Genomic DNA, 26228 nt, shown 5'->3' with positions numbered 1-26228 from the left:
TTCCGCCATCCAGCCGGTGCCGAGTATCAGGAGGCGCATGATTCTTATCCTTAGGATGAGGCTTTACCTTCTGGTTCGACCATGGATTTTCCGAACCGAGGTTCGGGCTAGCGATAGCCGGCTTCGCCCGCATCATGGAGTTTTCCGCCGCGCTCGGCGATCGGCTCGAGCGCCTTTTCCACCGGCACGTTCGGCGCGTCGAGGATGGTCGGATTTGCGCCCTGCGGGTTGTGCGCCCATTTCACGGCGTTGCGCAGCACCTTCTGGACGGTGGCGTCGTGATAGGTCGGATAGGTCTCGTGGCCGGGCCTGAAATAGAAGATATTGCCGGCGCCACGGCGATAGGTCAGCCCCGACCGGAACACTTCGCCGCCCTGGAACCAGGAGATGAAAACCGTTTCCAGCGGCTCCGGCACGGCGAACTGCTCGCCATACATCTCCTCGTTCTCGAGCTCGAAATACTCGCCGATCCCGGCGGCGATCGGATGGTTGGGGCTCGTCACCCAGAGCCGCTCGCGCTCGCCAGCCTCGCGCCATTTCAGCGTGCAGGGCGTGCCCATCAGTTTCTTGAATATCTTCGAGAAATGGCCGGAATGAAGGATGATCAGCCCCATGCCTCCCCAGACGCGGCGCGCCACGCGCTCGACGACTTCGTCGTCGACGGCGCCATGATCCTTGTGTCCCCACCACAGCAGCACATCGGTTTGCGCCAAACGGTCGGCGGGCAGGCCATGCTCCGGTTGCTCGAGCGTCGCCCACGACACGGAAATGCCGGGGTCGAGCTTCAGCGCGTTGGCGATCGTTGCGTGCATGCCCTCAGGGTAGATCCCCGCGACCACCTCATTGGTCCGCTCATGGATATTCTCGCCCCAAACGACAGCGCGTATAGTCATGACATCCTCTTGATTGGTTGAAGCCGCCGCCCCGGTACATCCAGTCATAGTATCCCTGGCCGGGATTGAAAACGCTTTCGAGGTCGGTTGCTGACAATTGGGTGGAAATCAGGCGGGGAAAGTCCACACGGCAAAGCAGCGGTCCTGGCGGGACAGCGCCCCCTCTGACCTGCCGGACATCTCCCCACCTGGGGGAGATTGGATGTCACACCGGCTTTCGCAGATAGCCAACGTTGCAGGAACGAGCGGAGCGTCGAAACTGCCGATCTCCCCACTTGTGGGGGAGATGTCCGGCAGGACAGAGGGGGCGCGAAGGATCGCTACAGAGCGGCTTTCATTCTGCGCCGCTGCTGGTCTACGCGCCGTGCCCTTCCGACTGCATCAGCGACCTGGTTAGCCGCGCACCACGAGGCGTTTGATCTTGCCTTTCTTGAAGGCGTCGAGGAAACGGGCATAGTCCTTGAAAGCGACGCAGCCGCTCGATTCCGCGCGGCCGCCGCGCAGCAGGTAGGTATGGGCAAGAAAGCCGTCGCGGCCGTACTTGTTCTTGCCATCGACGGGAATGAGACGCAGCGCCTCCACCCCATGGAAGCGCGATTCGCGCAGCCTCAAATCGTAGGTGTGGGGCGGTGTCGGGCCGACATTCTTCAGGTTGGCGTAGCGCGGCTGGTCGGCCATCGAGCCCCGTCCCGAATGCGCCTCGAGCCGCGAACCGTCCGGCATATAGACGGTTTTCGCCGAGATGTCGTAGACGGCGACGCCGCTGCCCATGCTGGGCTTGATGAACAGGTTGCGGAAGACCCCACCGCCGCCGCCGGCCGGGCTGTCGGGCTTGGCATAGGCCAACATGTCTGCGGCCTGGGCCTTCGACCGCTTGGCCGGCTTGCCCGGGCTGCTTTGCATGCCCGGGCTGCGTCGCATGCCCGGGCTGCCTTGCACGCCCCGGCTGGCTTGCATGCTTGGCATCGCCGCCGGTGACGAACTCCTCGGTGACAAGACTGGCGCCCGGGGTATCTCGACCTGTGGAGCGTCGGCGGTCTGCACCTTGTTGGCTTTGGATGGCTGAGACTGGACCTTGGCGGCCCTCGATGCCTGGACCTTGGGCGCTTTGGCCTTGGGTGCCTCGACCTTGGGCGACTCGGCTGGCTGGTCGATTTCCGCTTGCGGGCGCCAGGTCGGCAAGGGAATGCTGTCAGGCATCTCGTCCTGCGGCGGCAGCGAGGCCATCTGCACCTCGCCCTCCGGCGCAGCAGGGTCGGCCGTCGCCTCCTCTGGCAAAACGTCGATCATCTCTTCCGGCAATGCGTTTGCAAGCGCCAGAGCCAGACGGGAGGATCGTTCGATTTCCGCAACCTCGGATCCGAAGCGCACGGATGCGGGACCATTCTGATCGGGCAGGCGCACCGGCTCAGCAAAGCGCGCGCCCGTTGGCAGGCTGGTGACCGCAAAAGGGGCCGCCGCGCCAGATACATGGGAAGCGGCTCGGCCAAAGGCAGCAGCAAGCTTCTGCGGCGACAGTGCGGCTTTCGCCACCACGCTGTCGAAGCGCGCTTCGGGCGAGATTTTTGCGACAACAGGCACGGTATTCGGCTTCGCTAACGGCTTTAGACGCGCCAACTTGCCTTCATGCACGAAGCTCGCGGCAGCCTGCGCGCAACCGGCATCGCATCGGCTGAGCAGAGACGCCTGACGCTGTCGGCTTGCCAGTGACGGCGCCCACGAACTGGCCCATGAATTGGGAAGCGAGCGATCGGCGAGCGCGATGGTTCGCGGCGCGAGCAGGCTTTGCGGAAGACTGTTGGAGGCAGCGGTGAGCGAGGTTCCCATCGAATGGAGGCCGGCCATGGTCGCCACCGACCACAGAGCGATCGCAACGCCAACAACGGGAATCGCGACCCAGCGCAGGCCGGGCCTCATCGAAGTCAATCCAGTATCAGGATTAACACCCCGGCTTTTCAAACGCACAAACGCCATACAACCAACCTCAATCGGCCTTGCGGCATGCGGGGCTCGCAGCCGTCACAATCACAGTCGCCTAGTGCCCCCTGCACGCTTCGCGTCTGTTGCCGATTGATTCAAAAGATGGACAAACTTGGTTAACCAATCCCTCTACCGATCGCCGATTGGGCGAAGGTCGATATCAAAAACGCTCCCTCCACGACTTTGAAAATGGTGGAAATGTCCTCCGTATAAGGCTTTGCTGCCCGTTTTTGCCAACCGAGTCAAGAAACCGAAAGGACTAGACCTTGCCTGGGCGGGCGTCAGCTGAGCGTCGCATCACCCGTGATCGTCTGCGCGCAACGAGGCCCGCGTTCTCCGTCGGAGACGCGGGCCTTGTCATTGCATACGCTATGCGGCGCGCAGGTCTTCCGCCGGGCGCAAATTCTGGTTCATGCGGAACAGGTTCAGCGGGTCATAACGCTGCTTGATCTCTAGAAGTCGCCGATAGTTGCCGCCATAGGCTGCTTCGACCCGGTCGACCTCGTCCTCGGGCATGAAGTTCACGTAGGCCGTGCCGGCGGCATAGGGCCTGGCCGCGTCGTAAACACTGCGCGCCCAGTCGATGCAGGCGCGGTCCATTTGCGGTTCGCGCCAGCGGGCGTGGACATTCATGACGAAATGCGCGCTGCGTTGCGGAAACGCCGTTGCATCCGCTGTCACGCGGCCCGCGGCACCGCCGACATGGGCGAAGAATATCTCGCATTCAGGCCCCGGAAGTCCCGGTATCCCGGCCGTGATAACCTCGATCGCGCTGTCGGAGAGCTCGGTGAAGTCGTGGCTCTTCCAGTAGTTTCGGGCGCCGGGCGCCAGCAATGGATCGAATGCCTGCTCCCAGCCGGTGAACGGGTTAGGGCCGACAACATCGACAATCGGTGTGCCGATGGCGCGAAGCCTTTGCGTCGCTTTCTCGCCCTCCTGAAGGTCGCCGCAATAGCACATGGCCAGGACCAGCACCTCCTTGCCATGCCATTCGGCCGGCAGGAACGGCAGCGGCGGCGCCTGCCGCATGACCACCCAGCAGGTCAGCTCATTGGGCGCTGCTTCGAGCGCCGCTCGGTACTCCCGCAACACGTTTTCGGCATCGGCAAAGGGGTGAACGACAAGCCCCGACAGCACCTGCGGACCGACTTGATGGAGCTTGAACTCGAAAGCCGTGACGACCCCGAAATTACCGCCGCCGCCGCGCAGCGCCCAGAACAGGTCCGGATTTTCGGTCTCGCTGGCGCGCAGCAGCTTGCCGTCGGCGGTAACCACATCGGCGCAGAGAAGATTGTCGATGGTCAGGCCGAATTTCCGCGTGATCCAGCCGAAGCCGCCGCCCAGGGTCAGGCCTGAAATGCCCGTGGTCGAGTTGATCCCGGTCGGCACCGCCAGTTCAAAGGCCTGTGTTTCCGCGTCGACGTCGGCGAGCGTCGCGCCAGGTTCCACCCATGCCCGCCGCGTCGCCGGATCGACCCGCACCGACTTCATCGGCGACAGATCGATCATTAGGCCGCCCTCGCAGACGGCGCTGCCGGCGATGTTGTGGCCGCCGCCGCGAACCGCGACGAGCAGCCTGTTTTCCCTGGCAAAATTCACGGCGGCGATAACGTCGGCGGCACCGGCGCAGCGCACGATCATCCCTGGCCGCCGGTCGATCATGGCATTCCAGATGCTGCGTGCCTCGTCATAGGCGGCGTCGCCTTCCCTCAGCACGGTGCCGCGCAATTGCGCCGAAAGCGCGTCCAGGGCCGCGGCATCGACTGTCGTCTTGCCGCGTTCAAGCGTGGTGAGGCTCATGCTGTTCATGGCTTTCCTCCCGATTGTTTTTGAGCCGTTTTCCCTCCACCCCGTTTCCAAGTTTGCCCTTATATTAGAGGTCAAGCAAGTTCCTAGTGGCTTGCGGGCGGTATTGCGCAACCCGCCTAACGCCGTAAAGCGGTCCGCCGGTTCGGTCGAGGAACTACGCAGCGGTCCGCGGAGTTAGGCATATCAGCAACCAATGCATAGGAGAGCTGTGATGGCACCGCGCAGAAAACCCGACGATCCATCCGAAGGCCCGACAATCGAACAGCAGGACTGGGACGCGATTAAGGGCGGCGAAATTATGCCAGACAGCGTGCCAGGAAACGGCGACATCCGGTACGACCTCGAGAAGGAGACTGAACTGCCCGAGGAAGACGACGACAATCCGTACCAGGAAAGTGACGAGGCGTTGCCGGACGACGAAGAGGAACGCGCCATCTCGCGCAACCCCTCGAAGCAAGATATCGACGAGCCGTGAACGACAGCATTCAATGGCGCAGCTAGCCGGCCCGTTCCGGGTGTGGTCCAGGCTCCATGAAAGTTCGTGCAGCAACAGAAAAGGCCCCGCGGGGAGGAAGCGCAGGGCCTTGTCCGAATGCCGTGCGAACGGCTTTCCAGTCGCTGTAGAACGACTGTGCTTCCAACCGTGGCTGGCGGATCTTGTTCCATCGAAACCGAAAAAAGATGGCGCTCGTCGCTGCTTCGCCAGCATTGCTGCTTGGATTGTCATCGGCTCAATCACAATTTCTGTCTGATGGAACAACTCCAAAAAACGCTCGTTGGATAATCATCGCAATCAGCGAGGCAACTCGAATGGAGACCGATCATGAAGAAAATTCTTTCTGCAACCGTACTCAGCATCGCCCTTGCCACTTCGGCGATGGCGCAATCAACCGGCACAGGATCCGGCACCAGCGATCCGGGAGCGGGCACCGGGACAGGCACTGGCACTATGGCTCCCGGCGCCGATAACGCAACTCCTGCCGATCCAAACGTAACCGGTTCAACAACCACAGGCACCGACGGCATGGGTGACCGGTGTAAGGATATGGCAGGCGCCGATGCGAATACAAACGCCAGTGGCACTGGAACTTCGGACATGGAGAATTGCCCCAAGTGACGGAGCTAGCGCTCGTTGAGCACGCTGTAGTGCCTTCATTTGCGCATGATGCGCCGCACCACCTGTTAGACAAAGCCGGGAACCGGCTTTGTCTTGCCGCTTAATTGCGCGCCCAATGTCAGTGCCTGCGGAAAATTCCGGATAATTGCCGCCATCAAGGTGGCGTTACCGGGGCGAAGGGCAATTCCTGCAATCGCTGCAGCGGCGTAGACCCGCGTCGAAAATAGTTTTTTCCAGGCCGCCTCATAGCGTCTGCCGGCAGCCTCACGCCCTGCCGCGCGGTCTGGCGCGCATGCGAGTTCGCAGGCCAGCAGCCAGCCGGACTGAAGCGCCATCGAGATGCCCTCGGCGACAACGGGATGAGACTCTCCGGCTGCATTGCCGACGCGGAAGATGTCCCGTTCGTAGCAGGAGCGAATTCCCGGCCGGATCGGACCTGCGGCAAGCCACGAACCGTCGGGGTGAGCTGACTCCAGGGCATCCCTGACACCCCGGCACGATTCCATCAGATGCCGGGAGACCGCATCGGCCGCCGACAAATGGCTCCGGTGTTTAGGGTGTTTGCGCAACCGTGCGAGCATATCGCGGCGAATGCAGCACGAAATCGACAGCCGGCCTTGATCCGCCGAAACCATGCCGCCATAACCGCCCGGAAACACCAGCAGAGGCATCAAATCAGGCGCCAGGGACGACCCGGTGAAATGCGCCTTGAAGCCGAGCAGGTCCGAAGGGCGGTTGGTCTTCCCGAGCTGGCTGGGCAGCGGTCCTGGTTCCCAGGAGCCGTGTGCGGCGACAATCACCGGCGCACGCAGCATCGTCGTTTCGTTCCCGGCTTGAATTCGCACCATTTGCATCTCGCCATCCCGATCGATGGCGACGGCGCGGCAAGGCTGAAAGATTTCGACGCCCGCCGATCGCGCCGCCTGCAAAAGCAGACAGTCGAGAATATCCCGGCCGAGCGCCCGGCCGAAGCCAGGGTTGGCAGAAGGCCCATCTTTTGCACGAGGCATGGGTGCCTCGACACTCGCATCGCCGGAAAAGAAGCCGACGCGGCGGATTTCGGGGCCGGCATTGGCACGCCAGGCATCGCCGATTTCCAGCTGGTCCAGAAGCGCAAGATTGCTTGCCGATATGTATTCGCCGCAGACCTTGCGGCGCGGGAACACGCTCTTTTCCACAATAGCCACGGCCCATCCGCGCCGGGCCAGCGTCAGCGCGGCGGACGTGCCCGCCGGGCCGGCGCCTATGATGATCGCGTCATGGGTCGACAATCGCGTCATAGGTCATCACCGGCGCTGGCGCCGACAAAAATGTGGGAAAAAAGGCCGGCGCGCCGTTCCTCGACCGGTTTGCCGTTTGCTGCGAGCCAGAGACCGGAAAGCTCGCTGCCGCGAAAGCCGGCACGCACGCTTTGAGCCGCGTCGTTTCGGGTCACGTCATTGGCGCCGATTGCCGGCAGAAGACGCGTCGCGGCCAACGCCAGTTTCGCTCGCAACGGCTCTGTCGCCAGCAGCAGCGGGGCCTTCGGCGCCATCAGCGAAAACAGACGCACGAGCTCGGCATCGTCGAAATGATGCAGAAACAGATTGACGGTGATCGCGTCGAACCGCGTGCCCTCATTCTTTCTCGCCCAGTCGAAGACATCGGCGGTGACGCCTTCGACCGTCCATCCCAGCCTGTCAAAATCACCTTGCAATTGCGCGGTGATGAGGTCGACGCGGTCGAGCATTACCAGTTGGACCCCAGGCCAATGCCCGGCCATGCGCCGCGCTATCGCCAGCATGAAGGAGCCATCGCCGGCGCCGATCTCCAGAATCCGGCGTGGCGGCCTTGGCACAAATTTCCGGAGCAGCGACGCCATGATCCTCGCCTGAAACATCAGCGCGTTGATCCGACGGAGGTCGCGGCGCGCGGCAAGCGCTCGCCGATCGTCGCCCGCAAGTCCGTCGAGGATTTCCGGCTCAAGCTGGCGCTGCTCCAGGCCGCTCATGACACCGTTCGGAAAAGCATGGTTTCGGCCGTCAGCCCGGGTCCGAACGACATGCCGCAGCCGAGTTGGCCTGGTGGCGCCTTCAACATCTCTTTCATCACGAACATGACGGTCGCGGACGACATGTTTCCGTACTGGCGCAACACCTCGCGCGATGGCTCCAGCGCGGTGGGTGCAAGCTTCAGGGCCCTTTCGACGGCGTCGAGAACCGAACGTCCACCCGGGTGCACGGCCCAGAGGTCGATCGCCTCGGTCGGCCGATCGCCGAGGATGGCATCTTGGTTGCTCCGCAACGCCTCATGGATCGCTGCTGGAACCTGGCCGGAAAGGACCATTTCGAAGCCGTGGTCGCGAATGCTCCAGCTCATCAGATCCCGCCGCTCGTTCGCCACGATACAGTAAAAGCTTTCGAGCTCGATGCCGTGCGGCTCGGCGGTGACGAGCGCAGCCGCGCAGCCGTCGCCCCAGAGGCAGAACGACAGCAGCTTTTCCAGCCCGCTGGATTCCCGCAGATGCATCGTGCAAAGTTCAATATTGACCAGCAGGACCCTCGCCTGCGGGTCGGAGCGGACGATGTGGCGGGCAAGCTTGAGGCCATTGATCCCGGCGTAGCAGCCCATGAACCCGATCATCGTGCGTTCAACCCTTTCCGGCAGGCCGCATCGCGCAACCAGCTCCAGGTCGATGCCCGGCGCTGAAAAACCGGTGCAGGTGGTAACGATAAGATGGGTGATGCGGGAAACGCCGCCACCAAGCTCTAATCCCTCGACGCCTTTTTTCGCCAGAACAGGTGCGGCATCTCCGAACATTGCCATTCTCTCGGCCGTTCCAGGAAAGGCGCCCCGGATGAACCTCCCGGCCAGGTCTGCTGACGGTCCTTCGGGGTCGCTGGCAGGTGCAAAGCAGGAATAGCGGTGCTCGATGCCGGCAAGGTCAGCCATGCGTTTAAAAATTCTTCGGCGATCGGCCGCAAGCATGGAGGCCGCGAAACGCAGATAGAATTGATGAACCTCGTGCTCCGGCACCGCTGTCGCGATCCGGTTGATATACGCTTTGGCCGGCATATTCTGTCTCCTCGGCGTGTGCACGGTATAAATTTGGGGCCACCGCCGGAGGTTGTTTGATCATCGGCACCAGATGTCGGACATCAGGTTTTGAGTGTTGTTCGATGAACGTTTCTGAGACTTGATTTCATCCCGAGGTTCAGCATGTGCTGTTGCCGGGCGATGCTGCGGTTCGCCGGTACTAGGAACATAGGCTCCATTACCGAGGCGTCCACCGGGAGCCCGCGCTTCGGGCCGAGGCGCCATTGCGTCCGGCCCTCACCGGGCACGGCCTTTTTGCTGATCGATGGAACACTAGGGCACACTAACAGTTGTAGGATGACAGCGAATATCTCTTGGATATTGGCTGCTGGATCGGGGCCAGACCCCGGTTGGCCCGCGCTCTTCCAGAGGCGCGGGCTCCCGATCCCTGCCGGCTTGAAGCCCAATTTTGGGAACAATGGCCAGCTGCCATAAGGGTCGCGGTAAAGACAAGGAGAGCTGTCATGAACAACATCATCTGGCTGGTCGGGGCCATCGTTATCGTAATAGCGATACTTAGCTTCCTTGGCCTACGTTAGGATTCGCCTTTAGCGAAATCCGACGCGTGAGTAGGCAGTTACTTGGGACGGCTCTGGAACCCACATGGGGTCCGCAGGCCTAGCAGCTATCCGCGCTAACGACCCCGCTCCTTCACCGGGCGAAGTTCCCTGCCCAATCGATACCATCCAAGACCCAGTGCTCTCATTTGACGCCGCGTCTCCTGCCCTTGAGCGGGTGACGTCTCCGTCCGCTCGAGTTTGCGGCTGCGGCGCGTGAAAATCACCCTCGGGCGGTTGACCTTCCAGCTGCTGGAAGGTCTATTTTCCTTGCGAACGGAGATTTTCATCATGAACATTGGCATCGCATCCGAGAAATCCGGGCTGCCGTCCAAGACGATACGCTACTACGAGGACATCGGGCTTTTGCGCCCGGCCCGGACAGACAACGGCTATCGCGACTATTCGGTAGCCGACATCCACCGCCTCCGGTTTCTGCAGCGCTCGCGCAGCCTGGGTTTTTCGGTCGACGAATGCCGCCAGTTGCTGTCGCTCTATCAAGACAAGGACCGCGAGAGCGCCGACGTCAAATCTATCGCCGAAGCCAAGCTGGTGGAGATCGACAGGAAGATCGCCGAACTCGTGGGATTGCGCGGCCTGCTGCATCATCTGGTCGAGCACTGTCACGGCGACGAGAGGCCGGACTGCCCGATCATCGACGAATTGGCGGGAGAGGGCGTGGTTCAGTGAAATGGACCGCCGCCGCGGTGATGCTGTCGCTTGCCTGCGCCTCCGCGGCGGTGGCCGCGGCCGGACCTGACCCAATCGTCGCGACGCGCCAGTCCTCGATGAAGGAGATGGCCGCTGCCGCAAAGACGATCGCCGGGATGTTCGATGGCAAGCTGGCCTATGACGCTGTGGCGTTCAAGGCGGCGGCCGGGACGTTACGTACCCGCACCGGCCCTGCCCTCATTGAGGAATTTCCCAGCGCGACATTGGGTCCGCCTTCGGGCGCCAGGTTGGAAATCGACCAGGCCCGTTCGGAATTCGAGGCGCTGGCCCGTAACATCGGGACGCTGGCGAGCACACTGGCCGCCAAGGCCGAGCGGGCGCCCGCCAGTATCACCGACGACATGAGGATGGGTTCCGGCCCGGCGATGGGCGGCGGCAGCCTGCTTGGCAAGCGGCCGGCAGCGGCAGAAGCCGATCCTGCCAAGGCTCCCGCCGAGCACCTCCTACATCTTATCCTGCAGGATTGCTCAAGCTGTCATTCGAAGTTCCGGCAGAAGGTCCTGTGATCGCCGAGCGATCCGCGAGATCATCGGATGGCTGATTGGCCGGGTGCGGCGCTGATTGACGTTGCGGTGCCTTTTCTTCATTGTCCTGTTGCTGCCTCCGAGGTTCAGCAATGAAGCGCAGTCTCGCTTTCGGTGTGATTGTGATCGCCGTCGTCGGCCTGCTGGGCGGCAGCGCACTTTTGATTGCTGGCCAGTCCAGAGTCTCGCAAGATGCAATCCAGTCATCGGTTATCCGCACCCCTGAATTGATTGACAGCGCCTGGAAGCTCCCCGTGGCTGCCACTTTCAATGCCGACGTCACATGGCAATCAAACGGATCAAGGTGCGGCCCGGCAAGTGTCGCAAATACATTCCGCTCCATCGGCGAGGAGGAGACAACCGAAGCCGAAGTCCTCGCCGGAACCGGAAAGTGCTGGACAGGCTTTTGCGTCATCGGGCTCACGCTGGACGAGCTTGCCGAGGTCGCTCGAACGAACACCAGGCGGAAGGTTTCCGTGCTTCGGAATCTGAGCGCTGATGCGTTTCGCGAGCACATGAAGCGGGCCAACGATGCCGGCCGCCGTTACATCGTCAACTTCACCCGTGAGAAGATTTTCGGCGCCGGCGCTGGCCATTTTTCCCCAGTCGGAGGATATCTGGAGGCCGAGGACATGGTCTTCGTCCTCGACGTAAACGAGGACTACAAGCCCTGGCTGATCGAGCGTGAGCGCCTGTTTTCAGCCATAAACACAATCGACAGCGATGGCGACAAAAAGCGCGGCTTGCTGCTTATCGAGTAGCACGGTCGCAAGCAGTTTCGCAGACCGCCAACGATCGTAGTGCCCCCGGCTCGCGCGCCGGGGCTGGGGCAATCTCGTCGTGCTGCAAAAGGCGGTCAGGGATGCGCGGGTCGAGGCGCTGTTGGGCTTCCTCAAGGAAGTCGCCGGCGGTAGCTATCTCAGCGACGCCGAAGTCGCCGGCATTGCCAAAGCGGAGCTCGAGGAATTTCCGCGCGCCCCTCGACGCCGCGCTATTAAATTAAGCTGCCTTAATCCAAGAGCCGAGCCCCTGCGGCTGCTTTCAATCGACCAGCACGGCGACCACTGCGGTGCAGTCGCCCGCCTTGACCAGTCCGGGGAAATGCCGCGCGGCCAGCATGCCGCCCATTCTTGCCCTGATCTCTTGAGGTGCGGCACCGGTGCGGCCGATGGAGTGGATGCGCGCCAGGACCTGGCCCTCTTCGACAGGCTCGCTCAGATCGATCAACGTTTCGATCATCCCATCGTCCTCGGCGAACGAGAAGCAATCGCCCGACGGCATGTCTAGCCAGCGGGTCGGCTGCATCTCGACCGCACCGGCGACAATGCCGCCATGGCGCAGCACATTGAGCACGCCGCGACGAGCGATCCGCACCGTTTCCGCGCGGGAGGTGCCACCGCCGCCAAGCTCCGTGGTGATGAACAGCTTGCCCATCTCTTCGGCGGCAGTGTCGAACATGCCGACCGCATCGATCTCCAGCATCTTCATCGACCACGGCGCCGAGAACGCTTCGACCGCCGCGAACCCTTTCGCCTCCAGCACTTTGTCGGGCCGGATATGGGCGGCACAGAACGGCACGAAGTCGAGCGTCTTGCCGCCGGAATGGAAGTCGAGCGCGATATCGGTGCGCGGCAAAAGTTCGCGCTGGAAGTAATCGGCGATTTTCTCGGTCACCGTGCCGTCGGGCCGGCCGGGAAAGCTGCGGTTCAGATTGCCCTTATCGATCGGCGAGGTGCGGGTGCCGGCACGGAACGCCGGATAGTTCATCGCCGGCACGATGATCACCGTGCCGCTGACGTGCTTCGGATCGAGCGTACGGGCGAGATCGTAGAGCGCCAGCGGCCCCTCATATTCGTCGCCATGATTGCCGCCGGTGAGCAATGCGCTCGGCCCGCTGCCGTTGCGGATCACGCAGATCGGGATCATCACCGATCCCCAGGCCGAATCGTCACGGCTGTAAGGCAGCCGCAGGAATCCGTGCTGCACGCCGTCGCGGTCGAAATCGACGGTCGGCGTGATCGGTGAGGGGCGAAGGCTGGACATCGGGCTCAATTCTTCACCACCAGCTTGCGCGGCACATTGGCCAGGCACTCGACCCCTGTCTCGGTGATCAGGATGGATTCGGTGATCTCGAGCCCCATCGTCTCCAGCCACAGGCCGGTCATGAAATGGAAGGTCATGCCCGGCTTCAGCTCGGTGCGGTCGCCGGGGCGCAGGCTCATGGTGCGTTCGCCCCAGTCCGGCGGATAGGAAAGCCCGATCGGATAGCCGGTGCGGTTGTCCTTGACGATGCCGTATTTCTTCAACACCGCGAAGAAGGCGCTGGCGATGTCCTCGCAGCTGTTGCCAGGCTTTGCCGCGGCAAGCCCGGCCTCCATGCCTTCCAGCGTCGCCTTTTCGGCATCGAGGAATTCCTGCGTGGGTTCACCAAGGAACACAGTCCGGGAAAGCGGACAGTGATAGCGGTTATAGCAGCCGGCAATCTCGAAGAAGGTACCCTCGCCCGACTTCATCGGCCGGTCGTCCCAGGTCAGATGTGGCGCCGACGCATCGGGGCCCGATGGCAGCAGCGGTACGATCGCTGGATAGTCGCCACCGATCCCGTCGACGCCGCGCGTGCCGGCATCATAGATCTCGGCGACCAGATCGCATTTGCGCATGCCGACTTCGATCTTGTCGACGATACGCTGGTGCATCGCTTCGACGATCCGGGCGGCCTTGCGCATATAGTCGATTTCGGTCGGGCTCTTCACCGCACGCTGCCAATTGACGAGTGCCGTGGCATCGACGAAGCGGGCGTTGGGCAGATGCTTTTGCAGCGAAGCAAAGGCGGCGGCCGAGAACCAGTAATTGTCCATCTCGACGCCGATGCTGAGCTTGCCCCAGCCGCGATCGGCCAGCACCTGCGAGAGAAAATCCATCGGGTGGCGTTCGGTCGACTGCACATAGTGGTCGGCATAGCCGACGATATTGTCGTGCGCGAGATACGCGGTGCGCTTGGCGCCGTTGGCGTCCTGACCGCGCCCGTACCACACCGGTTCGCCCGACGGCGGCACGATGACGGCCTGATGCACGTAGAACGACCAGCCGTCATAGCCGGTCAGCCAGGCCATATTGGACGGATCGCTGACAATAAGGAGATCGACACCCTTGGCCTCCATGGCCTTCCGTGTCTTGGCGAGGCGATCCCCATATTCGCCGCGCGAGAATTTGAGATTGGGCTGCATTGTTCTTGGTCCTCGTTTGTTGGGCCTTGCGGCCAGCATCAGCTTTCGAAAATAGTCCCGGCATTCCGCGCCCGCGCACGGTCACGGGCGAGCGTGGCGATCGCCGTGTCCTGGACGCCGGTGCCAGTCAGGTCGGCGATGGTGATGTCGCTGGCTGAGCGCCGGCCGTGCTTTTCGCCGGCGATGATCTGGCCGAGTTCGGTCACTTCGGCATCGGCCGCCATCACGCCCGCCGCGATGGCATGGTGCAGTTCGCCCAGCAGCCGCGTCTGTTTCGCGCTGTCGGCGACGTAGAGATCGGCCATGCGCAGGATCGCCGGAGCGATCTCGTTCTTGTGCTCGGCGTCCGAGCCCATAGCGGTGATGTGCTGGCCGGCCAAGACGAAGCCGGCTTTGATCAGCGGCTCGGTCGACGGCGTCGTGGTGACGATGATGTCGGCATCGGCGGCCGCATTTGCCGCGTCGGGGTCGGCGCGCACGGCGATGCCTAGTCTTTCGCGCAATGCATCCGCCGCAGCCTCGGCCTTGGCGGCGTCCCTGGCCCAGATGCGGGCCTCGGCGATCGGCCGCACCAGCATAAGCGCCTCGAGCTGCAGTCCAGCCTGGACGCCGGCGCCGAAGATCGCGGCGATCGAGGAGTCCGGCCGCGAAAGGTGTTTAGCCGCGACCGCTCCGGCCGCCGCTGTGCGGATGTCGGTGAGATAACCATTGTCGAGCAGCAGTGCATCGACCAGCCCGGTTTTTGACGACAGCAGCACCATCATGCCGTTGACGCTGGGCAGGCCGAGCTTCGGATTGTCGAAGAAGCCGGGACTGATCTTGATGGCAAAACCGTCGATCCCAGGCACATAGGCGGTCTTCACGTCGACCTCGCCGCGATGCTCGGGAATGTCGAGCCGCAGGATCGGCGGCATCGCCACCGGCAAGGTGGCAAGCGCGCGGAACGCATTCTCGACGCAGGCGACGGCATCGAGATCGAGCTTCACGATCGCGCGCAATTCGGCTTCGGTGAGTATCGTCATTCGGCTCATGCGGCGTTCTCCTCAATTGCTGCGCCGCAAACGACTTTCCTGTGCAGCGTCATGTCGATGTTGCGGCCCGACAGAATGAGCACCGTGGGGCCGCTCGCCCTGACTTTGCCGGACAGCACGGCGGCGATGCCAACCGCGCCGGCGCCTTCGACGATCTCGCGCTCCTGTTCATAGGCATGGCGGATGCCGGCGGCGATCTCGCCCTCGTCGAGCAGGATCACGTCGTCGAGCAGGTCGCGGCACATCGAGAAGGTCAGCCGGTTATCGAGGCCGATGCCACCGCCAAGCGAATCCGCCAGCGTCGGCAGTTCCTCGACCAAAACTGGATGTCCGGCATTGAGGCTCGCCTTCATCGCGGCACCCCGCGCCATCGAAACGCCGATGACCTTCGTGCTCGGACTGACGCCCTTCACGGCCGCGGCGACACCCGCTGCCAGTCCGCCGCCGGACAGCGGCACCAGCACCAAAGCGGCGTCCGCAACCTGCTCGATGATCTCCAGCCCGAGCGTGCCTTGCCCGGCGATGATACCAGGATGGTCGAAGGGCGGCAGCATGACCAGCCCCCCTTCCGCGACCAGCCGGTCGACCTCCTGCTGCGCATCGTCCTGGCTGTTGCCGACGATGCGGATCTCGGCGCCAAGCCGACGGATTTCATCGAGCTTATTCTGCGGCACCCGTCGCGACATGCAGATCGTCGCGCGCATGCCTTCGAGCTTCGCCGCATGAGCCAGCGCCCGCCCGTGATTGCCGGTCGAGGCGGCGACCACGCCTCGCGCCTTCTCCTCGGCGTTCAGCGACGCGATGGCATTCGAGGCGCCGCGCAGCTTGAAGCTGCCGGTGGTCTGCCGATGTTCGAGCTTGAGATAAACAGGCGCACCCAAGAGCCCGGAAAGACTCGGAGAAAGCGCGGTCGGCGTGCGTTCGACCTTAGCTGCGATGCACTCGCGCGCCGCGCGGATATCGGAGAGGGTGACGTCGTTCGCGGTCATGACCTTTGCTTTGCAATCAATTCAAAGGCAGCGTCATCAGACGGCCGAATTCGGCACGCGGCTCGTCGTCCCCGCAAAGCCGCAGACAGTTCCAGGCCGTCGCCTGGTTGCTGGTGACGACCGGACGGCCGATCGCCTCTTCCATGCCGACCACGGCAAGTGCTGCCCGCAGCGCAGTGCAGGAGACGAACAGCGCGTCGGCTTTTTCGTCCATCGCATCGAGCGACAGATCGACCAGCGACGCAGGCGCAATCCGCGCCATCTCGCGGTCGTCCTCGAAGCCGAGACAGGTGAAGCCGGCGATCTCGAAATCATGCGCCGCGAAATAGGCCGCCATCGGCCGGCTGGTTTCGACCGTATAGGGAGTAAGGATGCTGATCGTCCTGGCGCCCAGCGCCTTCAAGCCACGCACGCCTGCCATCGGCGGCGTAACCACCGGCACGCCGGGCTTGGCCGCCTGCACCGCCGCCTCGATCTCGGCATCGCCGATGACCACGGAGGCCGAGGTGCAGGAATAGCAGATCGCGTCGAGCGGCTCATCGGGCAGGATGAGCGCCGCGCCCGCCGTAAGCGACGGCTGCATCTTGCGCAAATTGTCCGGCGTCGTCGGATTGGCGTAGGGAATGCGCGCGACATAAACGCCGATCCGGTCGCTCGCCACCATGCGGCGAAAATCCGGTTCGGTCGTATGGTCGGTCGCAAGGATGATCAACCCGACGCGCTTTTCCAGGGGACGCGCGTCGAGCCCCGGCCGTGTCGGCGTCAGTCTGATCTCGGGCGAGTTTTTCATGAAGACTACCTCTCGATCTTGCCGTAACGGCGTTCCAGCCAGCGTAGCAGCACGACCGAGAAAAGACTGATGACGAGGAAGAAGGCGCCGACCAAGGTCATCGGCTCGACATAGCGGTAATAGGTGTTGGCGACGCTCTTCGCCTGGTTCATCAGTTCCAGCACGGTGATCGCCGACAGCAGCGGCGTCTCCTTGAACATCGCGATGAAGTAGTTGGCAAGCGCCGGGATCATCGGCGGAATCGCCTGCGGCATGATAATGTGGGTCCAGGTCTGCCTGGCGTTCAGATTGCAGGCCTTGGCGGCTTCCCATTGGCCGCGCGGCACATTCTCGATACCGGCGCGATAGACTTCGGCCGTGTAGGTGCCGTAATGCAGGCCGAGGCCGATGACGCCGGCCACCAGCGGCGGCAGCAGGATACCGACATCGGGCAGCACGTAGAAGATGAAATAGAGCTGCACCAAAAGCGGCGTGCCGCGAATGAATTCGGCGAGGAAGCCGACGGTGCGCGACAAGCCCTTGTTCGGCGAGCGCCGCGCCAGCGCGATGGCCAGCCCCACGATCGCGGCCAGAACCGAGCCGAGCAGCGTCGCCAGGATGGTGATCTTCACGCCCTGGATCAGCGTCGGCATGATCTCCCAGACGAAATTCCAATCCCACTCCATTATGAGGCCCGATCCATCATACGCGCACCCCGTCGAGACCGCGCGCCATGCGGCGTTCCAGCGATCTCACGCCCCAGGAAATGATCAGCGCGAGGACGAAATAGATGATGAGAATGGTGGTGAACGGCACCAGCGTGTTGCCGGTCTGCGAGCGCACCACCTGCGCCTGGAAGGTCAGATCGGCGAGCGAGATCAGCGAAACGACGGCGGTGGCCTTGAGCAATTCGATGGCGTTGTTGCCGAAGGTCGGCAGCATGACCAGCAGCGCCTGCGGCAGGATGACATGGCGCATGCCTTGCCAGCGGCCGAGATTAAGCGCGGTGCAGGCCTCGTACTGTTCGCGGCCGATCGACTGGATGGCGCCGCGCACCACCTCCGCCGCATAGGCGCCGACATTGAGGCCGAGCGCCAGCACGCCCGCCTGCAGCGGCGTCAGCGAAATGCCGATGAAGGGCAGCACGAAATAGGCCCAGAACAGCTGCACGAAGATCGAGGTGCCGCGGAAGAATTCGATATAGGCGGTGGCCAGCGCCCGAATGGCGAAAAAACGCGACAGCCGCCCCAGCCCGGCGAGAAACGCCATGACCAGGGCAAGCACCGACCCCATCAGCGTCAGCTCGATGGTAACAAGCGCTCCCTGCATTATCAGGCCGAAATAGCCGGACCATTGGGTCATTGGGTCGAGAGTTCCCGCGTTGAATGTCTAGCGAGACGTTGTTTCCAGCGTCCTGCTCCCCGTTCACGGGGAGATGATGCCGGCAGGCAGATGAGGGGCGGCGCGAACCAACCAAACTATGGCGCTGCCCCCATCCGACCCTTCGAGCCACCTTCTCCCCGTGAACGGGGAGAAGGAAAAGGACGCCTACTTTGCCGAGCAGAGCTTGTCGCGGCTTGTCGACATCGCTGCCGCTGCCGAGAAGCCGTAAGGCTCGATGATCTTGGCGAATTCACCGGACTCCTTCAGCTTGGCCAACTCGACGTCGTAGGCGTCGCGCAGCGCTTCGTCGCCCTTCTTGAAGGCTGCGCCGTCGCAATAGACCGGCGCGCCGACCACCGGAGCGACAACTTCGAGGTTCGGGTCGTTGGCCTTCTTGACCAGATCATTGATCGACAGCACTGGCAGCGAATAGGCGTCGATGCGGCCGTCCTGCAGCATCTTCAGGCCGCTCTGGCCGTCCGGCACGACGATGACGCGGTCACGTGGCACACCAGCGGTGAGCGCCAGCTTCTCCTCGGTGCCGCCGCCCGGCGCCCCGATCGTCGCGGTGGCATCCTTGGCGACATCCTCGTAGCTCTTGAAGCCCTTGGGGTTGCCCTTCTTTACCAGCATCGCCTCGGCGTCGCACAGCACCGGCTCCGAATAGACAACGGCTGCGCAACGCTCCGGCTTCATAAACAGGCCGGCGGTGACGACGTCGAAACGGCCGGCCTGCAGGCCGGGAATCATGGCGCCATATTCCGAGATCGACGCGACGATGTCGTTGACGCCGAGGCGCTTGAAGATTTCACGCGCCACATCGGGCGCCGCGCCGGAAACCTTGCCGTCGGCCGCAACCGCCGTGTAGGGCGGCTCATTGGCAATGGCGACGCGGGCGAAGCCCTGTGCCCTGAGCTCTTCGAGCTTGCTGTCGTCGGCCGATCCCGCGGTCGAGGCGGCCAGAATTGCGGTTAGTGCAACACCGGCCACGCCGGCCAGAATGCCAAGTTTCTTCATTGTTCCCAACTCCTTGCTTCTCTTCTTGGTTTGGTCGTTCTACGGGACGGCTTCGCCGCCCCTTGAGGACGGCTTCGCCGCCTTGGCATGGCGGTCAGACGCGATGTCCGGCCGCGATGATCTTCTTCAGGAAGCCTTGCGTGCGCTCCTGCTTGGGGTTGCGGAAAATCTCGTCGGGCTTGCCTTCTTCGACTATCTTCCCGCGGTCGAAAAACAGCACCCGGTCGGCGAAATCATGGGCAAAACCCATTTCATGGGTGACGAGCAGCATGGTCATGTCTGTCTCGGAGCAGAGCCGCCACAACACGTTCAGCACCTCCTCGACCAGTTCCGGATCGAGCGCCGATGTCACCTCGTCAAACAGCATGATCCTGGGCTGCAGCGCCAGCGCCCGGGCGATCGCCACGCGCTGCTTCTGCCCTCCGGAGAGCTGCGCCGGCATCGCTTTCGCCTTGTCGGCCATGCCGACCATGTCGAGCAGTTCCATCGCCCGTTTTTCGGCGGCGGCGCGCGGCATGCCCTTGGTCAAGATCGGCGCCAGCGTGACGTTGTCGATGACACTCTTGTGCGGAAACAGGTTGAACAGCTGGAAGACCATGCCGATCTTCTGGCGCATTCTTGCCAGATGCCGTTCGTCGGCGGGCAGCAACTGGCCGTTGCGCTCCATGTGGTAGAGCTGCTCGCCGTCGATCTGGATGTGGCCGCTGTCGATCCTCTCCAGCGTCATCAGGATGCGCAGGATCGTCGTCTTGCCCGAGCCGGATGGGCCGATCAGCGCCAGCTTCTCGCGCGGCATGACCTGCATCGACAGGCCGTCCAACACCTTGAAGGTGCCGAAGCTTTTCGAAATGCCGTCGATCTTGATGATGGGCGCGGACAATGAATTCCCCGTTGCTGGAGAAGCTTGGTGCCTTCAACGATGCGGAACGCGCCAAATCATGTCAATCAGGAAAATAAACTCATGACAATGTTTCTGGTTCCGCACAATTCCGCGGCGATCTTTGCCTAGATCGCCAGCAGGAGATGCTCCGGATCGCCGAGCAGAAGTTTGGTGACAACGCTCAGGCCGGCGCGCAGTTCCTCCTCGGTAGTCGAGCCCAGCGAGATGCGCACTGCCGGCTGCCAGGGCTCCTGGGAAATACGGAAGGATGTGCCTGGCGCGATCGCCACGCCCTGCAAACGGGCCTGCGAGACGAAACTCTCCTCGGCGCGGTCGCCGGGTAGCCGCAGCCACAGATGCAATCCGTCGCGATGGACACGATAGTCGACCCCGGCAAGCACCTGAGCGGCAATCTCCTGCCGCCGCCGCAGTGCCGAACGTTGCCAGCCGACAAGCTCCATCGCCGTGCCGTCGGTCACCCATTTTGTCGCGATCTCCGCCACCAGCGGCGTCGCCATCCAGTTGGAGACGAGATGCCGGTTGGCGACGGCGGCGACATAGCGGTCGGGCGCCGCGAGATAACCAATGCGCAGGCCTGGCACCACGATCTTGGTGAAGGAGGTGACGTAGAGCGTGCGCTCGGGCGCGAAGGCGGCGACCGGCGGCGGACGACCCTCGACCAGCGGGCCGAGCACGTCGTTCTCGATGATGGCGATGTCGTGCCTGCGCGCCACCGCGGCGATTTGCTCGCGCCGCGCGGCGCCCATAAGCGTTGCGGTCGGATTGATCACCGAGGGCTGCACGAATACGGCGCGGATGTCGGAAAGCTGGCACGCCTCGTCGAGCGCCTCCGGGATCAGGCCATTATCGTCGATCGGCAGGCCCTCGAGGTTGAAGCCGAGATAGCGCGCCAGCGGGATCAGCGTATGGTGGCCGATCGCCTCGGTGGCGACGGTCGAACCGGGCGGCGCCACGCTCATCAGTGCCACCGTCATGCCGGCCGTGGCGCCGTTGGTCAGGCTGACATTCTGCGCGGATACATCGAGACCGCACAGCCGCAGCCATTCGACCGCCACCGCGCGGTGGCGCGGGAACACCATGTTCGGCCGGAACGACAGCGCCGAACTCGACGGCAGGTTCTCGGCAAGCCAGCCCAGCGCCTGTTTCAGCCGCTCCAGATGCATCGGCTCGCAAACCGGCTTCAGGATGGAGAGGTCGATGACCTCGCCAAGACGCTCCGGCAGGTATGGCGGCTCGGGCTCGCGGCGCTGCGTCTGCACGAAGCTGCCGCGGCCGATCTCGCCGGAGACCAGGCCCCGGCGGATCAGTTCCTCATAGGCGCGACTGACCGTCTGCACCGAAAGCTTCAATTCGTCGGCCAGCCGGCGATGCGTCGGCAGCCGCGCGCCGTTGGCCAGCCGCCCATCATGGATCGCGCGCGCGAACTGGTCGGCGAGCGATTGATAGGCCGGCCGCCGGATGAGCGCGGGATCTGGACGCCATAATGTCATGACTTATTAGAGATCGAAATCAGTGCAATTGACAATCGAAATAATGCGCCGTCATGGTGTCGGGCAAGAAAAAAGCAGACGCTCATGGCCGCATTGAAACTCGATCAGATCGACCTCAAAATCCTCGACGTGGTCCAGCGCGACGGGCGCATCACCAAGCTGGCGCTCGCCGACAAGGTGGGCCTGTCGCCGACGCCGTGCTGGATGCGGCTGCGCAAGCTCGAAAAGGCCGGCATCGTCTCCGGCTATCACGCCAAAGTTGCGATGCGCGCCGTCGCGCCGGTCGCCACCGTACTGATGGAGGTGACGCTGGCCAGCCACCGCCAGGCCGATTTCGACCGCTTCGAGCGCGTCATCCGCGACGTCCCCGAAATCGTCGCCTGCTGGTCGGTGGGCGGCGGCGTCGACTATCTGCTGAAAGTGATGGCGCGCGACATCGACGCCTACCAGCGGCTGGTCGACGTCCTGCTCGAACGCGAGATCGGCATCGACCGCTATTTTACCTACATCGTCACCAAGACGGTGAAGGAGGAGATGGCCTTGCCGGTGGCGGATTTGTTGCCGGCGTCCTGACCCTAGAGAGATCGTCTGCCCGAGCGATGCAATAGAGACAATCTCTCTACGGGCGGGTGCCCAGACAGCCTCTCTGTCTGCTGCACGCGGATAGTCTTCCCATATCACTCCGAACCGGGAGACCTCGAACATGTCCGCGCATTTTACCCGCCCACAGCGCCATGAAGCGCTTGACCGCCTCGCCGACCGCCGGCTGCTGCGCGAACTCGCCTATGTCGACGGCCACTGGACTGCGAGTGAAGCCGCCGAGAGCTTCGAGGTGATCGATCCTGCCACAGGCACCACCGTTGCCTGGGTTGCCGCGCTCGATAGCAGGCAGACGAGCAAGGCGATCGACGCGGCCTCCCGCGCCTTTCCCGCCTGGCGCGCGGCTCTCCCACAGGAACGCGCGAGAATTCTGCGAAAATGGTTCGATCTGATCATCGCTGCCAAGGATGATCTGGCGCTGTTGATGACGCTCGAACAGGGCAAGCCGCTTAGGGAAGCGCTTGGCGAGATCGACTACGCCGCCTCCTTCGTCGAGTGGTATGCCGAGGAGGCAAAACGCCTCAACGCCGAAAGCGTCACCAGCCACTTGCCAAACGCCGAGATGATGGTGCGGCGCGAGCCGCTCGGCGTCGTCGGCGTTGTCACCCCGTGGAATTTTCCCGCGGCCATGCTGACCCGCAAGGCGGCGGCCGCCCTTGCCGCCGGCTGCACCATCGTCGCGCACCCTTCGTCGGAAACGCCGCTGTCGGCACTGGCGCTGGCCGAGCTCGGCGAACGCGCCGGCCTGCCGGCAGGCGTCTTCAACATTCTCACCGGCAAGGCTTCGACCATCGTTGGGCGGATGTGCGAAGACGCTCGCGTCCGGGCCATGAGCTTCACCGGCTCGACCGAGATCGGCAGGCTGATCGCCGCGCAAAGTGCGCCGACGATGAAGCGGCTGGTGATGGAGCTTGGCGGCCACGCGCCGCTGATCGTCTTCGCCGACGCCGATCTCGACAAGGCTGTGACCATAGCCGTCGATGCCAAATTCGCCACTTCCGGCCAGGATTGCCTCGCCGCCAACCGCATCTATGTCCAGCGCCCGATCTACGATCGTTTCTGCGCCGCCTTCGCCAGCCGCATCGAGACGCTGCGGACCGGCAATGGCCTGGCTGATGACACCGACATCGGGCCCTTGATGCATGAGCGCGGGGTCAAGAAGGTCGAGGAGCAGGTCGCCGATGCGCTCGCCCATGGCGCACGCTGCCTCACCGGCGGCAAACGCGATTCTGCAGGACCGCTGTTCTACCGCCCGACCCTGCTCGCCGATGTCACCGACCACGCGCTGATCATGCGCGAGGAAACTTTTGGTCCGGTCGCCGCCGTGACGCCTTTCGATAGCGAAGACGAAGCCGTCGCCCGCGCCAACGCCACCGAATACGGGCTTGTCGCCTATGTCGTCACCGAGAACGGCGGCCGCCAATTGCGCATGGGCCGCGCGCTCGACTACGGTATGGTTGCCATCAACCGCGTGAAGATCACCGGCGCGCCGATCCCCTTCGGCGGCGTCAAACAGTCCGGCATCGGCCGCGAGGGCTCGCGCCACGGGCTCGAAGCCTTTACCGATCTCAAATATCTCTGCCTGGACGTGGCCTAGAACCGCGCCCGACACTTTTCTCAGGAGTAAAAAAGATGCTCGACCAGTCCAACGAACTCGCCGCCTGGGACCGCGACCACTTCTTCCATCCCTCGACCCATATGGGCACGCACGCGCGCGGCGAGAGCCCGACCCGCGTGATCGCCGGCGGCGAAGGCGTCACCATCTGGGACAACAATGGCCGCAAGAGCATCGATGCCTTCGCCGGACTCTATTGCGTCAATGTCGGCTATGGCCGCCAGAAGATTGCCGACGCCATCGCCGCGCAAGCCAAGAACCTCGCCTATTACCACGCCTATGTCGGCCACGGCACCGAGGCGTCGATCACGCTGTCCAAGATGATCATCGACCGCGCCCCGCAAGGCATGTCGAGGGTCTATTTCGGCCTTTCCGGTTCCGACGCCAACGAAACCAACATCAAGCTGATCTGGTACTACAACAACGTGCTCGGCCGGCCGGAGAAGAAGAAGATCATCTCGCGCTGGCGCGGCTATCACGGTTCCGGCGTCATGACGGGGTCGCTGACCGGGCTCGACCTGTTCCACAACGCTTTCGACCTGCCGCGTGCGCCGATCCTGCACACCGAGGCGCCCTACTATTTCCGCCGTGCCGACCGCTCGCTGAGCGAGGAGCAGTTTTCCCAACACTGCGCCGACAAGCTCGAAGAGATGATCCTGGCTGAAGGCCCGGACACGGTTGCCGCCTTCATCGGCGAGCCGATCCTCGGCACCGGCGGCATCGTGCCGCCGCCCGCCCTCTATTGGGAAAAGATCCAGGCGGTTCTGAAGAAGTACGATGTGCTGCTGGTCGCCGACGAAGTGGTCACCGGCTTCGGCCGGTTGGGCACCATGTTCGGCTCCGACCATTACGGCATCAGGCCCGACCTGATCACCATCGCCAAGGGCCTGACCTCGGCCTATGCGCCGCTGTCGGGCGTCATCGTCTCGGACAAGGTCTGGCAGGTGCTGGTGCAGGGTTCCGACCAGCTCGGCTCGCTCGGCCATGGCTGGACCTATTCAGCGCATCCGATCTGCGTTGCCGCCGGTGTCGCCAACCTCGAACTGATCGACGAGATGGACCTGGTGACCAACGCCGCCGAGACAGGCGCCTATTTCCGTGCCGAACTGGCGAAAGCCGTCGGCGGCCACAAAAACGTCGGCGAGGTGCGCGGCGACGGCATGCTGGCGGCAATCGAGTTCGTCGCCGACAGAAATGATCGCGTGTTCTTCGATGCATCGCAAAAGATCGGGCCGCAGGTCGCAACCGCCCTCGCCGCAAGCGGTGTCATCGGCCGCGCCATGCCGCAGGGCGACATTCTCGGCTTTGCGCCGCCGCTCTGCCTCACCCGCGAAGAGGCCGACATCATCGTCTCGAAGACGGCCGATGCGGTGAAAAGCGTGTTTGCAAACATCTGAAGATCGACATGAACGCCATGACCAAAACCCTCCCCGCCACCATGGCCGCCGTGCAGCTGACCGGTCACGGCGGGCCGGAAAAGCTCGTCTACCGCACCGACGTGAAAGTGCCCTCGCCCGCCCTAGGTGAAGTCCTGGTCAAGGTCACCGCTTGCGGCATGAACAACACGGATGTCTGGGTGCGTCAGGGCGCCTATGGCACGGAGGAAGATGCTGCCGCGGTATCGACTTGGCGCCGCCAAGGCAACACGCTGACTTTCCCGCGCATCCAGGGCACAGACACGGTCGGCCACATCGTCGCCGTCGGCGATGGCGTCTCGCCGGACCGTATCGGCGAGCGGGTGATGGTCGATTTCTCCATCTACAACCGCGACGATGATTCACTCGCCGACATCGACTATATGGGCCACGGCCGCGACGGCGGTTATGCCGAGTACCAGGCCGTGCCGGCGGAAAATGCCCATGTCGTCGCTACCGACCTGACCGATGTCGAACTTGCCACCTTCTGCTGCGCCTATCTCACAGGCGAACAGATGCTGGAACGTGCCGCACTAAGAGCTGGCGAGCGTGTGCTGGTCACTGGCGCTTCTGGCGGCGTCGGCTCGGGCATCGTGCAGCTGGCGCGGGCGCGCGGCGCCATCCCCTATGCCGTCGTCGGCAAGGGCAAGGAACAGGCGGTGCTCGACATCGGGGCCGAAGCGGTGATCACTCGTGGCATCGCCGACCTGCCCGCCGCCGTGAACGCAGCGACCGAGGGCCGGCCGATCGACGTGGTTGCTGACCTGGTCGGCGGCGCCATGTTCAACGACCTCTTGCGCATCCTCAGGCCCGAAGGTCGCTACACGACGGCCGGCGCGATTGCCGGCCCGGTCGTGCAGCTCGATCTGCGCACTATGTATCTCAAGCAGTTGCAGCTGCACGGGTCCAGTCAGGGCACGCGACACGATTTCCGCCGTATCGTCCGCTACATCGAGGACAAGAAGATCCGACCGCTGGTCGGCGGCGTCTACAAGCTCTCCGATTTCCACCGCGCCCAGGCGGATTTCATTGCCAAGGATTTCGTCGGCAAGCTGGTGGTCGTTCCGGATGCCGTCTCGGATCTCGCTGCAACCCGTTGACAGC

25 protein-coding genes are annotated in these 26228 nt (G+C 63.3%); 9 read left to right on the top strand and 16 right to left on the bottom strand.

What is annotated here, in order from left to right; translation table 11 throughout:
* Nucleotides 1–107: 107 nt before the first annotated feature.
* The 3 genes from ACWTU7_RS05245 to ACWTU7_RS05235 all read right to left on the bottom strand — a co-directional run bounded on the left by ACWTU7_RS05245 (nt 108) and on the right by ACWTU7_RS05235 (nt 4682).
* A complete protein-coding gene (locus ACWTU7_RS05245; RefSeq protein ID WP_455837638.1) occupies nt 108–893 on the bottom strand; it encodes a ThuA domain-containing protein in 786 nt (261 codons plus the stop codon).
* Nucleotides 894–1286: 393 nt separating this feature from the next.
* Nucleotides 1287–2810 carry a tlde1 domain-containing protein gene (locus tag ACWTU7_RS05240; protein WP_455837639.1) on the bottom strand — a complete coding sequence of 508 codons (1524 nt, stop codon included), beginning with the start codon at nt 2808–2810 and terminating at the stop codon, nt 1287–1289.
* A gap of 432 nt (nt 2811–3242) precedes the next feature.
* A complete protein-coding gene (locus tag ACWTU7_RS05235; protein ID WP_455837640.1) occupies nt 3243–4682 on the bottom strand; it encodes an FAD-binding oxidoreductase in 1440 nt (479 codons plus the stop codon).
* 211 nt (nt 4683–4893) lie between these two features.
* On the opposite strand from ACWTU7_RS05235, the gene ACWTU7_RS05230 reads away from it, so the two are divergent.
* Together ACWTU7_RS05230 and ACWTU7_RS05225 are read left to right on the top strand one after the other, a co-directional pair.
* On the top strand, nt 4894–5157 hold the full coding sequence (locus tag ACWTU7_RS05230; protein ID WP_455837641.1) for a hypothetical protein: 264 nt from the start codon (nt 4894–4896) through the stop codon (nt 5155–5157).
* A 348-nt stretch (nt 5158–5505) separates the two neighbouring features.
* Complete coding sequence (locus ACWTU7_RS05225; RefSeq protein WP_455837642.1) at nt 5506–5799, top strand: hypothetical protein; 294 nt, start codon at nt 5506–5508, stop codon at nt 5797–5799.
* A 65-nt stretch (nt 5800–5864) separates the two neighbouring features.
* Here ACWTU7_RS05225 and ACWTU7_RS05220 read toward each other — a convergent pair whose 3' ends face one another.
* The 3 genes from ACWTU7_RS05220 to ACWTU7_RS05210 are packed head-to-tail and all read right to left on the bottom strand — an operon-like array spanning nt 5865 to nt 8853.
* The gene (locus ACWTU7_RS05220) at nt 5865–7079 is read right to left on the bottom strand and encodes an NAD(P)/FAD-dependent oxidoreductase (protein WP_455837643.1); all 1215 of its coding nucleotides are present in this window, start codon (nt 7077–7079) and stop codon (nt 5865–5867) included.
* Entirely contained in the window at nt 7076–7789 is a 714-nt protein-coding gene (locus ACWTU7_RS05215) for a methyltransferase domain-containing protein (protein ID WP_455837644.1), read from the bottom strand. The genes ACWTU7_RS05220 and ACWTU7_RS05215 overlap by 4 nt, the downstream gene beginning before the upstream one ends.
* Nucleotides 7786–8853, bottom strand: a complete 1068-nt coding sequence (locus tag ACWTU7_RS05210) for a type III polyketide synthase (protein WP_455837645.1) — start codon at nt 8851–8853, stop codon at nt 7786–7788. The genes ACWTU7_RS05215 and ACWTU7_RS05210 overlap by 4 nt, the downstream gene beginning before the upstream one ends.
* Nucleotides 8854–9722: 869 nt before the next feature.
* Here ACWTU7_RS05210 and cueR point away from each other — a divergent pair.
* The 3 genes from cueR to ACWTU7_RS05195 all read left to right on the top strand — a co-directional run bounded on the left by cueR (nt 9723) and on the right by ACWTU7_RS05195 (nt 11448).
* The gene (cueR, locus tag ACWTU7_RS05205) at nt 9723–10121 is read left to right on the top strand and encodes a Cu(I)-responsive transcriptional regulator (RefSeq protein ID WP_029350608.1); all 399 of its coding nucleotides are present in this window, start codon (nt 9723–9725) and stop codon (nt 10119–10121) included.
* Complete coding sequence (locus tag ACWTU7_RS05200) at nt 10118–10669, top strand: cytochrome c (RefSeq protein WP_455837646.1); 552 nt, start codon at nt 10118–10120, stop codon at nt 10667–10669. Before cueR ends, ACWTU7_RS05200 begins: the two co-directional genes overlap by 4 nt.
* A gap of 110 nt (nt 10670–10779) precedes the next feature.
* On the top strand, nt 10780–11448 hold the full coding sequence (locus ACWTU7_RS05195) for a phytochelatin synthase family protein (protein WP_455837647.1): 669 nt from the start codon (nt 10780–10782) through the stop codon (nt 11446–11448).
* A 280-nt stretch (nt 11449–11728) separates the two neighbouring features.
* Here the strand turns inward: ACWTU7_RS05195 and doeB are convergent, their stop codons facing one another.
* The 10 genes from doeB to ehuR form a co-directional block, all read right to left on the bottom strand.
* Nucleotides 11729–12730 carry a N(2)-acetyl-L-2,4-diaminobutanoate deacetylase DoeB gene (doeB, locus tag ACWTU7_RS05190; RefSeq protein WP_287384791.1) on the bottom strand — a complete coding sequence of 334 codons (1002 nt, stop codon included), beginning with the start codon at nt 12728–12730 and terminating at the stop codon, nt 11729–11731.
* A gap of 5 nt (nt 12731–12735) precedes the next feature.
* Entirely contained in the window at nt 12736–13914 is a 1179-nt protein-coding gene (doeA, locus tag ACWTU7_RS05185) for an ectoine hydrolase DoeA (protein WP_455837648.1), read from the bottom strand.
* Nucleotides 13915–13952: 38 nt separating this feature from the next.
* Entirely contained in the window at nt 13953–14945 is a 993-nt protein-coding gene (locus ACWTU7_RS05180; RefSeq protein ID WP_455837649.1) for a cyclodeaminase, read from the bottom strand.
* Nucleotides 14942–15934, bottom strand: a complete 993-nt coding sequence (eutB, locus tag ACWTU7_RS05175) for a hydroxyectoine utilization dehydratase EutB (protein ID WP_455837650.1) — start codon at nt 15932–15934, stop codon at nt 14942–14944. The genes ACWTU7_RS05180 and eutB overlap by 4 nt, the downstream gene beginning before the upstream one ends.
* 16 nt (nt 15935–15950) lie before the next feature.
* Nucleotides 15951–16724, bottom strand: coding sequence for an ectoine utilization protein EutA (eutA, locus tag ACWTU7_RS05170; RefSeq protein WP_029350595.1), 774 nt, complete (start codon nt 16722–16724; stop codon nt 15951–15953).
* Between the two features lie 5 nt (nt 16725–16729).
* Nucleotides 16730–17389 carry an ectoine/hydroxyectoine ABC transporter permease subunit EhuD gene (gene ehuD, locus ACWTU7_RS05165; RefSeq protein WP_455837651.1) on the bottom strand — a complete coding sequence of 220 codons (660 nt, stop codon included), beginning with the start codon at nt 17387–17389 and terminating at the stop codon, nt 16730–16732.
* A gap of 16 nt (nt 17390–17405) precedes the next feature.
* Nucleotides 17406–18065: an ectoine/hydroxyectoine ABC transporter permease subunit EhuC gene (ehuC, locus tag ACWTU7_RS05160; RefSeq protein ID WP_455837652.1), complete on the bottom strand. Its 660-nt coding sequence runs from the start codon at nt 18063–18065 to the stop codon at nt 17406–17408.
* Between the two features lie 186 nt (nt 18066–18251).
* Nucleotides 18252–19103: an ectoine/hydroxyectoine ABC transporter substrate-binding protein EhuB gene (ehuB, locus tag ACWTU7_RS05155; RefSeq protein WP_455837653.1), complete on the bottom strand. Its 852-nt coding sequence runs from the start codon at nt 19101–19103 to the stop codon at nt 18252–18254.
* Nucleotides 19104–19197: 94 nt separating this feature from the next.
* A complete protein-coding gene (gene ehuA, locus ACWTU7_RS05150) occupies nt 19198–19983 on the bottom strand; it encodes an ectoine/hydroxyectoine ABC transporter ATP-binding protein EhuA (protein WP_065006648.1) in 786 nt (261 codons plus the stop codon).
* Between the two features lie 125 nt (nt 19984–20108).
* Nucleotides 20109–21494: a MocR-like ectoine utilization transcription factor EhuR gene (gene ehuR, locus ACWTU7_RS05145; protein WP_065006647.1), complete on the bottom strand. Its 1386-nt coding sequence runs from the start codon at nt 21492–21494 to the stop codon at nt 20109–20111.
* 93 nt (nt 21495–21587) lie between these two features.
* Here ehuR and ACWTU7_RS05140 point away from each other — a divergent pair, with 93 nt between their 5' ends.
* From ACWTU7_RS05140 to ACWTU7_RS05125, 4 genes are all read left to right on the top strand, one after another.
* Nucleotides 21588–22067, top strand: a complete 480-nt coding sequence (locus tag ACWTU7_RS05140; RefSeq protein WP_164759662.1) for an Lrp/AsnC family transcriptional regulator — start codon at nt 21588–21590, stop codon at nt 22065–22067.
* A gap of 130 nt (nt 22068–22197) precedes the next feature.
* Nucleotides 22198–23691 (top strand): NAD-dependent succinate-semialdehyde dehydrogenase, encoded by a 1494-nt coding sequence (locus ACWTU7_RS05135; RefSeq protein WP_455837654.1) that lies wholly within the window; start codon nt 22198–22200, stop codon nt 23689–23691.
* 35 nt (nt 23692–23726) lie between these two features.
* Nucleotides 23727–25106: an aminotransferase gene (locus tag ACWTU7_RS05130; protein WP_455837655.1), complete on the top strand. Its 1380-nt coding sequence runs from the start codon at nt 23727–23729 to the stop codon at nt 25104–25106.
* Between the two features lie 8 nt (nt 25107–25114).
* Nucleotides 25115–26224, top strand: a complete 1110-nt coding sequence (locus ACWTU7_RS05125; protein WP_455837656.1) for an alcohol dehydrogenase family protein — start codon at nt 25115–25117, stop codon at nt 26222–26224.
* Nucleotides 26225–26228 lie beyond the last annotated feature (4 nt).

The sequence above is a fragment of the Mesorhizobium sp. BHscii genome (genome assembly GCF_053848065.1).
This window is presented reverse-complemented; position numbering and strand designations above follow the sequence as displayed.

Bases quoted from the DNA above. Each gene is read 5' to 3' on its own strand.
- ACWTU7_RS05245 (WP_455837638.1), bottom strand. From the start codon at position 893: ATGACTATACGCGCTGTCGTTTGGGGCGAGAATATCCATGAGCGGACC.
- ACWTU7_RS05240 (WP_455837639.1), bottom strand. From the start codon at position 2,810: ATGAGGCCCGGCCTGCGCTGGGTCGCGATTCCCGTTGTTGGCGTTGCG.
- ACWTU7_RS05235 (WP_455837640.1), bottom strand. From the start codon at position 4,682: ATGAACAGCATGAGCCTCACCACGCTTGAACGCGGCAAGACGACAGTC.
- ACWTU7_RS05230 (WP_455837641.1), top strand. From the start codon at position 4,894: ATGGCACCGCGCAGAAAACCCGACGATCCATCCGAAGGCCCGACAATC.
- ACWTU7_RS05225 (WP_455837642.1), top strand. From the start codon at position 5,506: ATGAAGAAAATTCTTTCTGCAACCGTACTCAGCATCGCCCTTGCCACT.
- ACWTU7_RS05220 (WP_455837643.1), bottom strand. From the start codon at position 7,079: ATGACGCGATTGTCGACCCATGACGCGATCATCATAGGCGCCGGCCCG.
- ACWTU7_RS05215 (WP_455837644.1), bottom strand. From the start codon at position 7,789: ATGAGCGGCCTGGAGCAGCGCCAGCTTGAGCCGGAAATCCTCGACGGA.
- ACWTU7_RS05210 (WP_455837645.1), bottom strand. From the start codon at position 8,853: ATGCCGGCCAAAGCGTATATCAACCGGATCGCGACAGCGGTGCCGGAG.
- cueR (WP_029350608.1), top strand. From the start codon at position 9,723: ATGAACATTGGCATCGCATCCGAGAAATCCGGGCTGCCGTCCAAGACG.
- ACWTU7_RS05195 (WP_455837647.1), top strand. From the start codon at position 10,780: ATGAAGCGCAGTCTCGCTTTCGGTGTGATTGTGATCGCCGTCGTCGGC.
- doeB (WP_287384791.1), bottom strand. From the start codon at position 12,730: ATGTCCAGCCTTCGCCCCTCACCGATCACGCCGACCGTCGATTTCGAC.
- doeA (WP_455837648.1), bottom strand. From the start codon at position 13,914: ATGCAGCCCAATCTCAAATTCTCGCGCGGCGAATATGGGGATCGCCTC.
- ACWTU7_RS05180 (WP_455837649.1), bottom strand. From the start codon at position 14,945: ATGAGCCGAATGACGATACTCACCGAAGCCGAATTGCGCGCGATCGTG.
- eutB (WP_455837650.1), bottom strand. From the start codon at position 15,934: ATGACCGCGAACGACGTCACCCTCTCCGATATCCGCGCGGCGCGCGAG.
- eutA (WP_029350595.1), bottom strand. From the start codon at position 16,724: ATGAAAAACTCGCCCGAGATCAGACTGACGCCGACACGGCCGGGGCTC.
- ehuD (WP_455837651.1), bottom strand. From the start codon at position 17,389: ATGGAGTGGGATTGGAATTTCGTCTGGGAGATCATGCCGACGCTGATC.
- ehuC (WP_455837652.1), bottom strand. From the start codon at position 18,065: ATGACCCAATGGTCCGGCTATTTCGGCCTGATAATGCAGGGAGCGCTT.
- ehuB (WP_455837653.1), bottom strand. From the start codon at position 19,103: ATGAAGAAACTTGGCATTCTGGCCGGCGTGGCCGGTGTTGCACTAACC.
- ehuR (WP_065006647.1), bottom strand. From the start codon at position 21,494: ATGACATTATGGCGTCCAGATCCCGCGCTCATCCGGCGGCCGGCCTAT.
- ACWTU7_RS05135 (WP_455837654.1), top strand. From the start codon at position 22,198: ATGTCCGCGCATTTTACCCGCCCACAGCGCCATGAAGCGCTTGACCGC.
- ACWTU7_RS05130 (WP_455837655.1), top strand. From the start codon at position 23,727: ATGCTCGACCAGTCCAACGAACTCGCCGCCTGGGACCGCGACCACTTC.
- ACWTU7_RS05125 (WP_455837656.1), top strand. From the start codon at position 25,115: ATGAACGCCATGACCAAAACCCTCCCCGCCACCATGGCCGCCGTGCAG.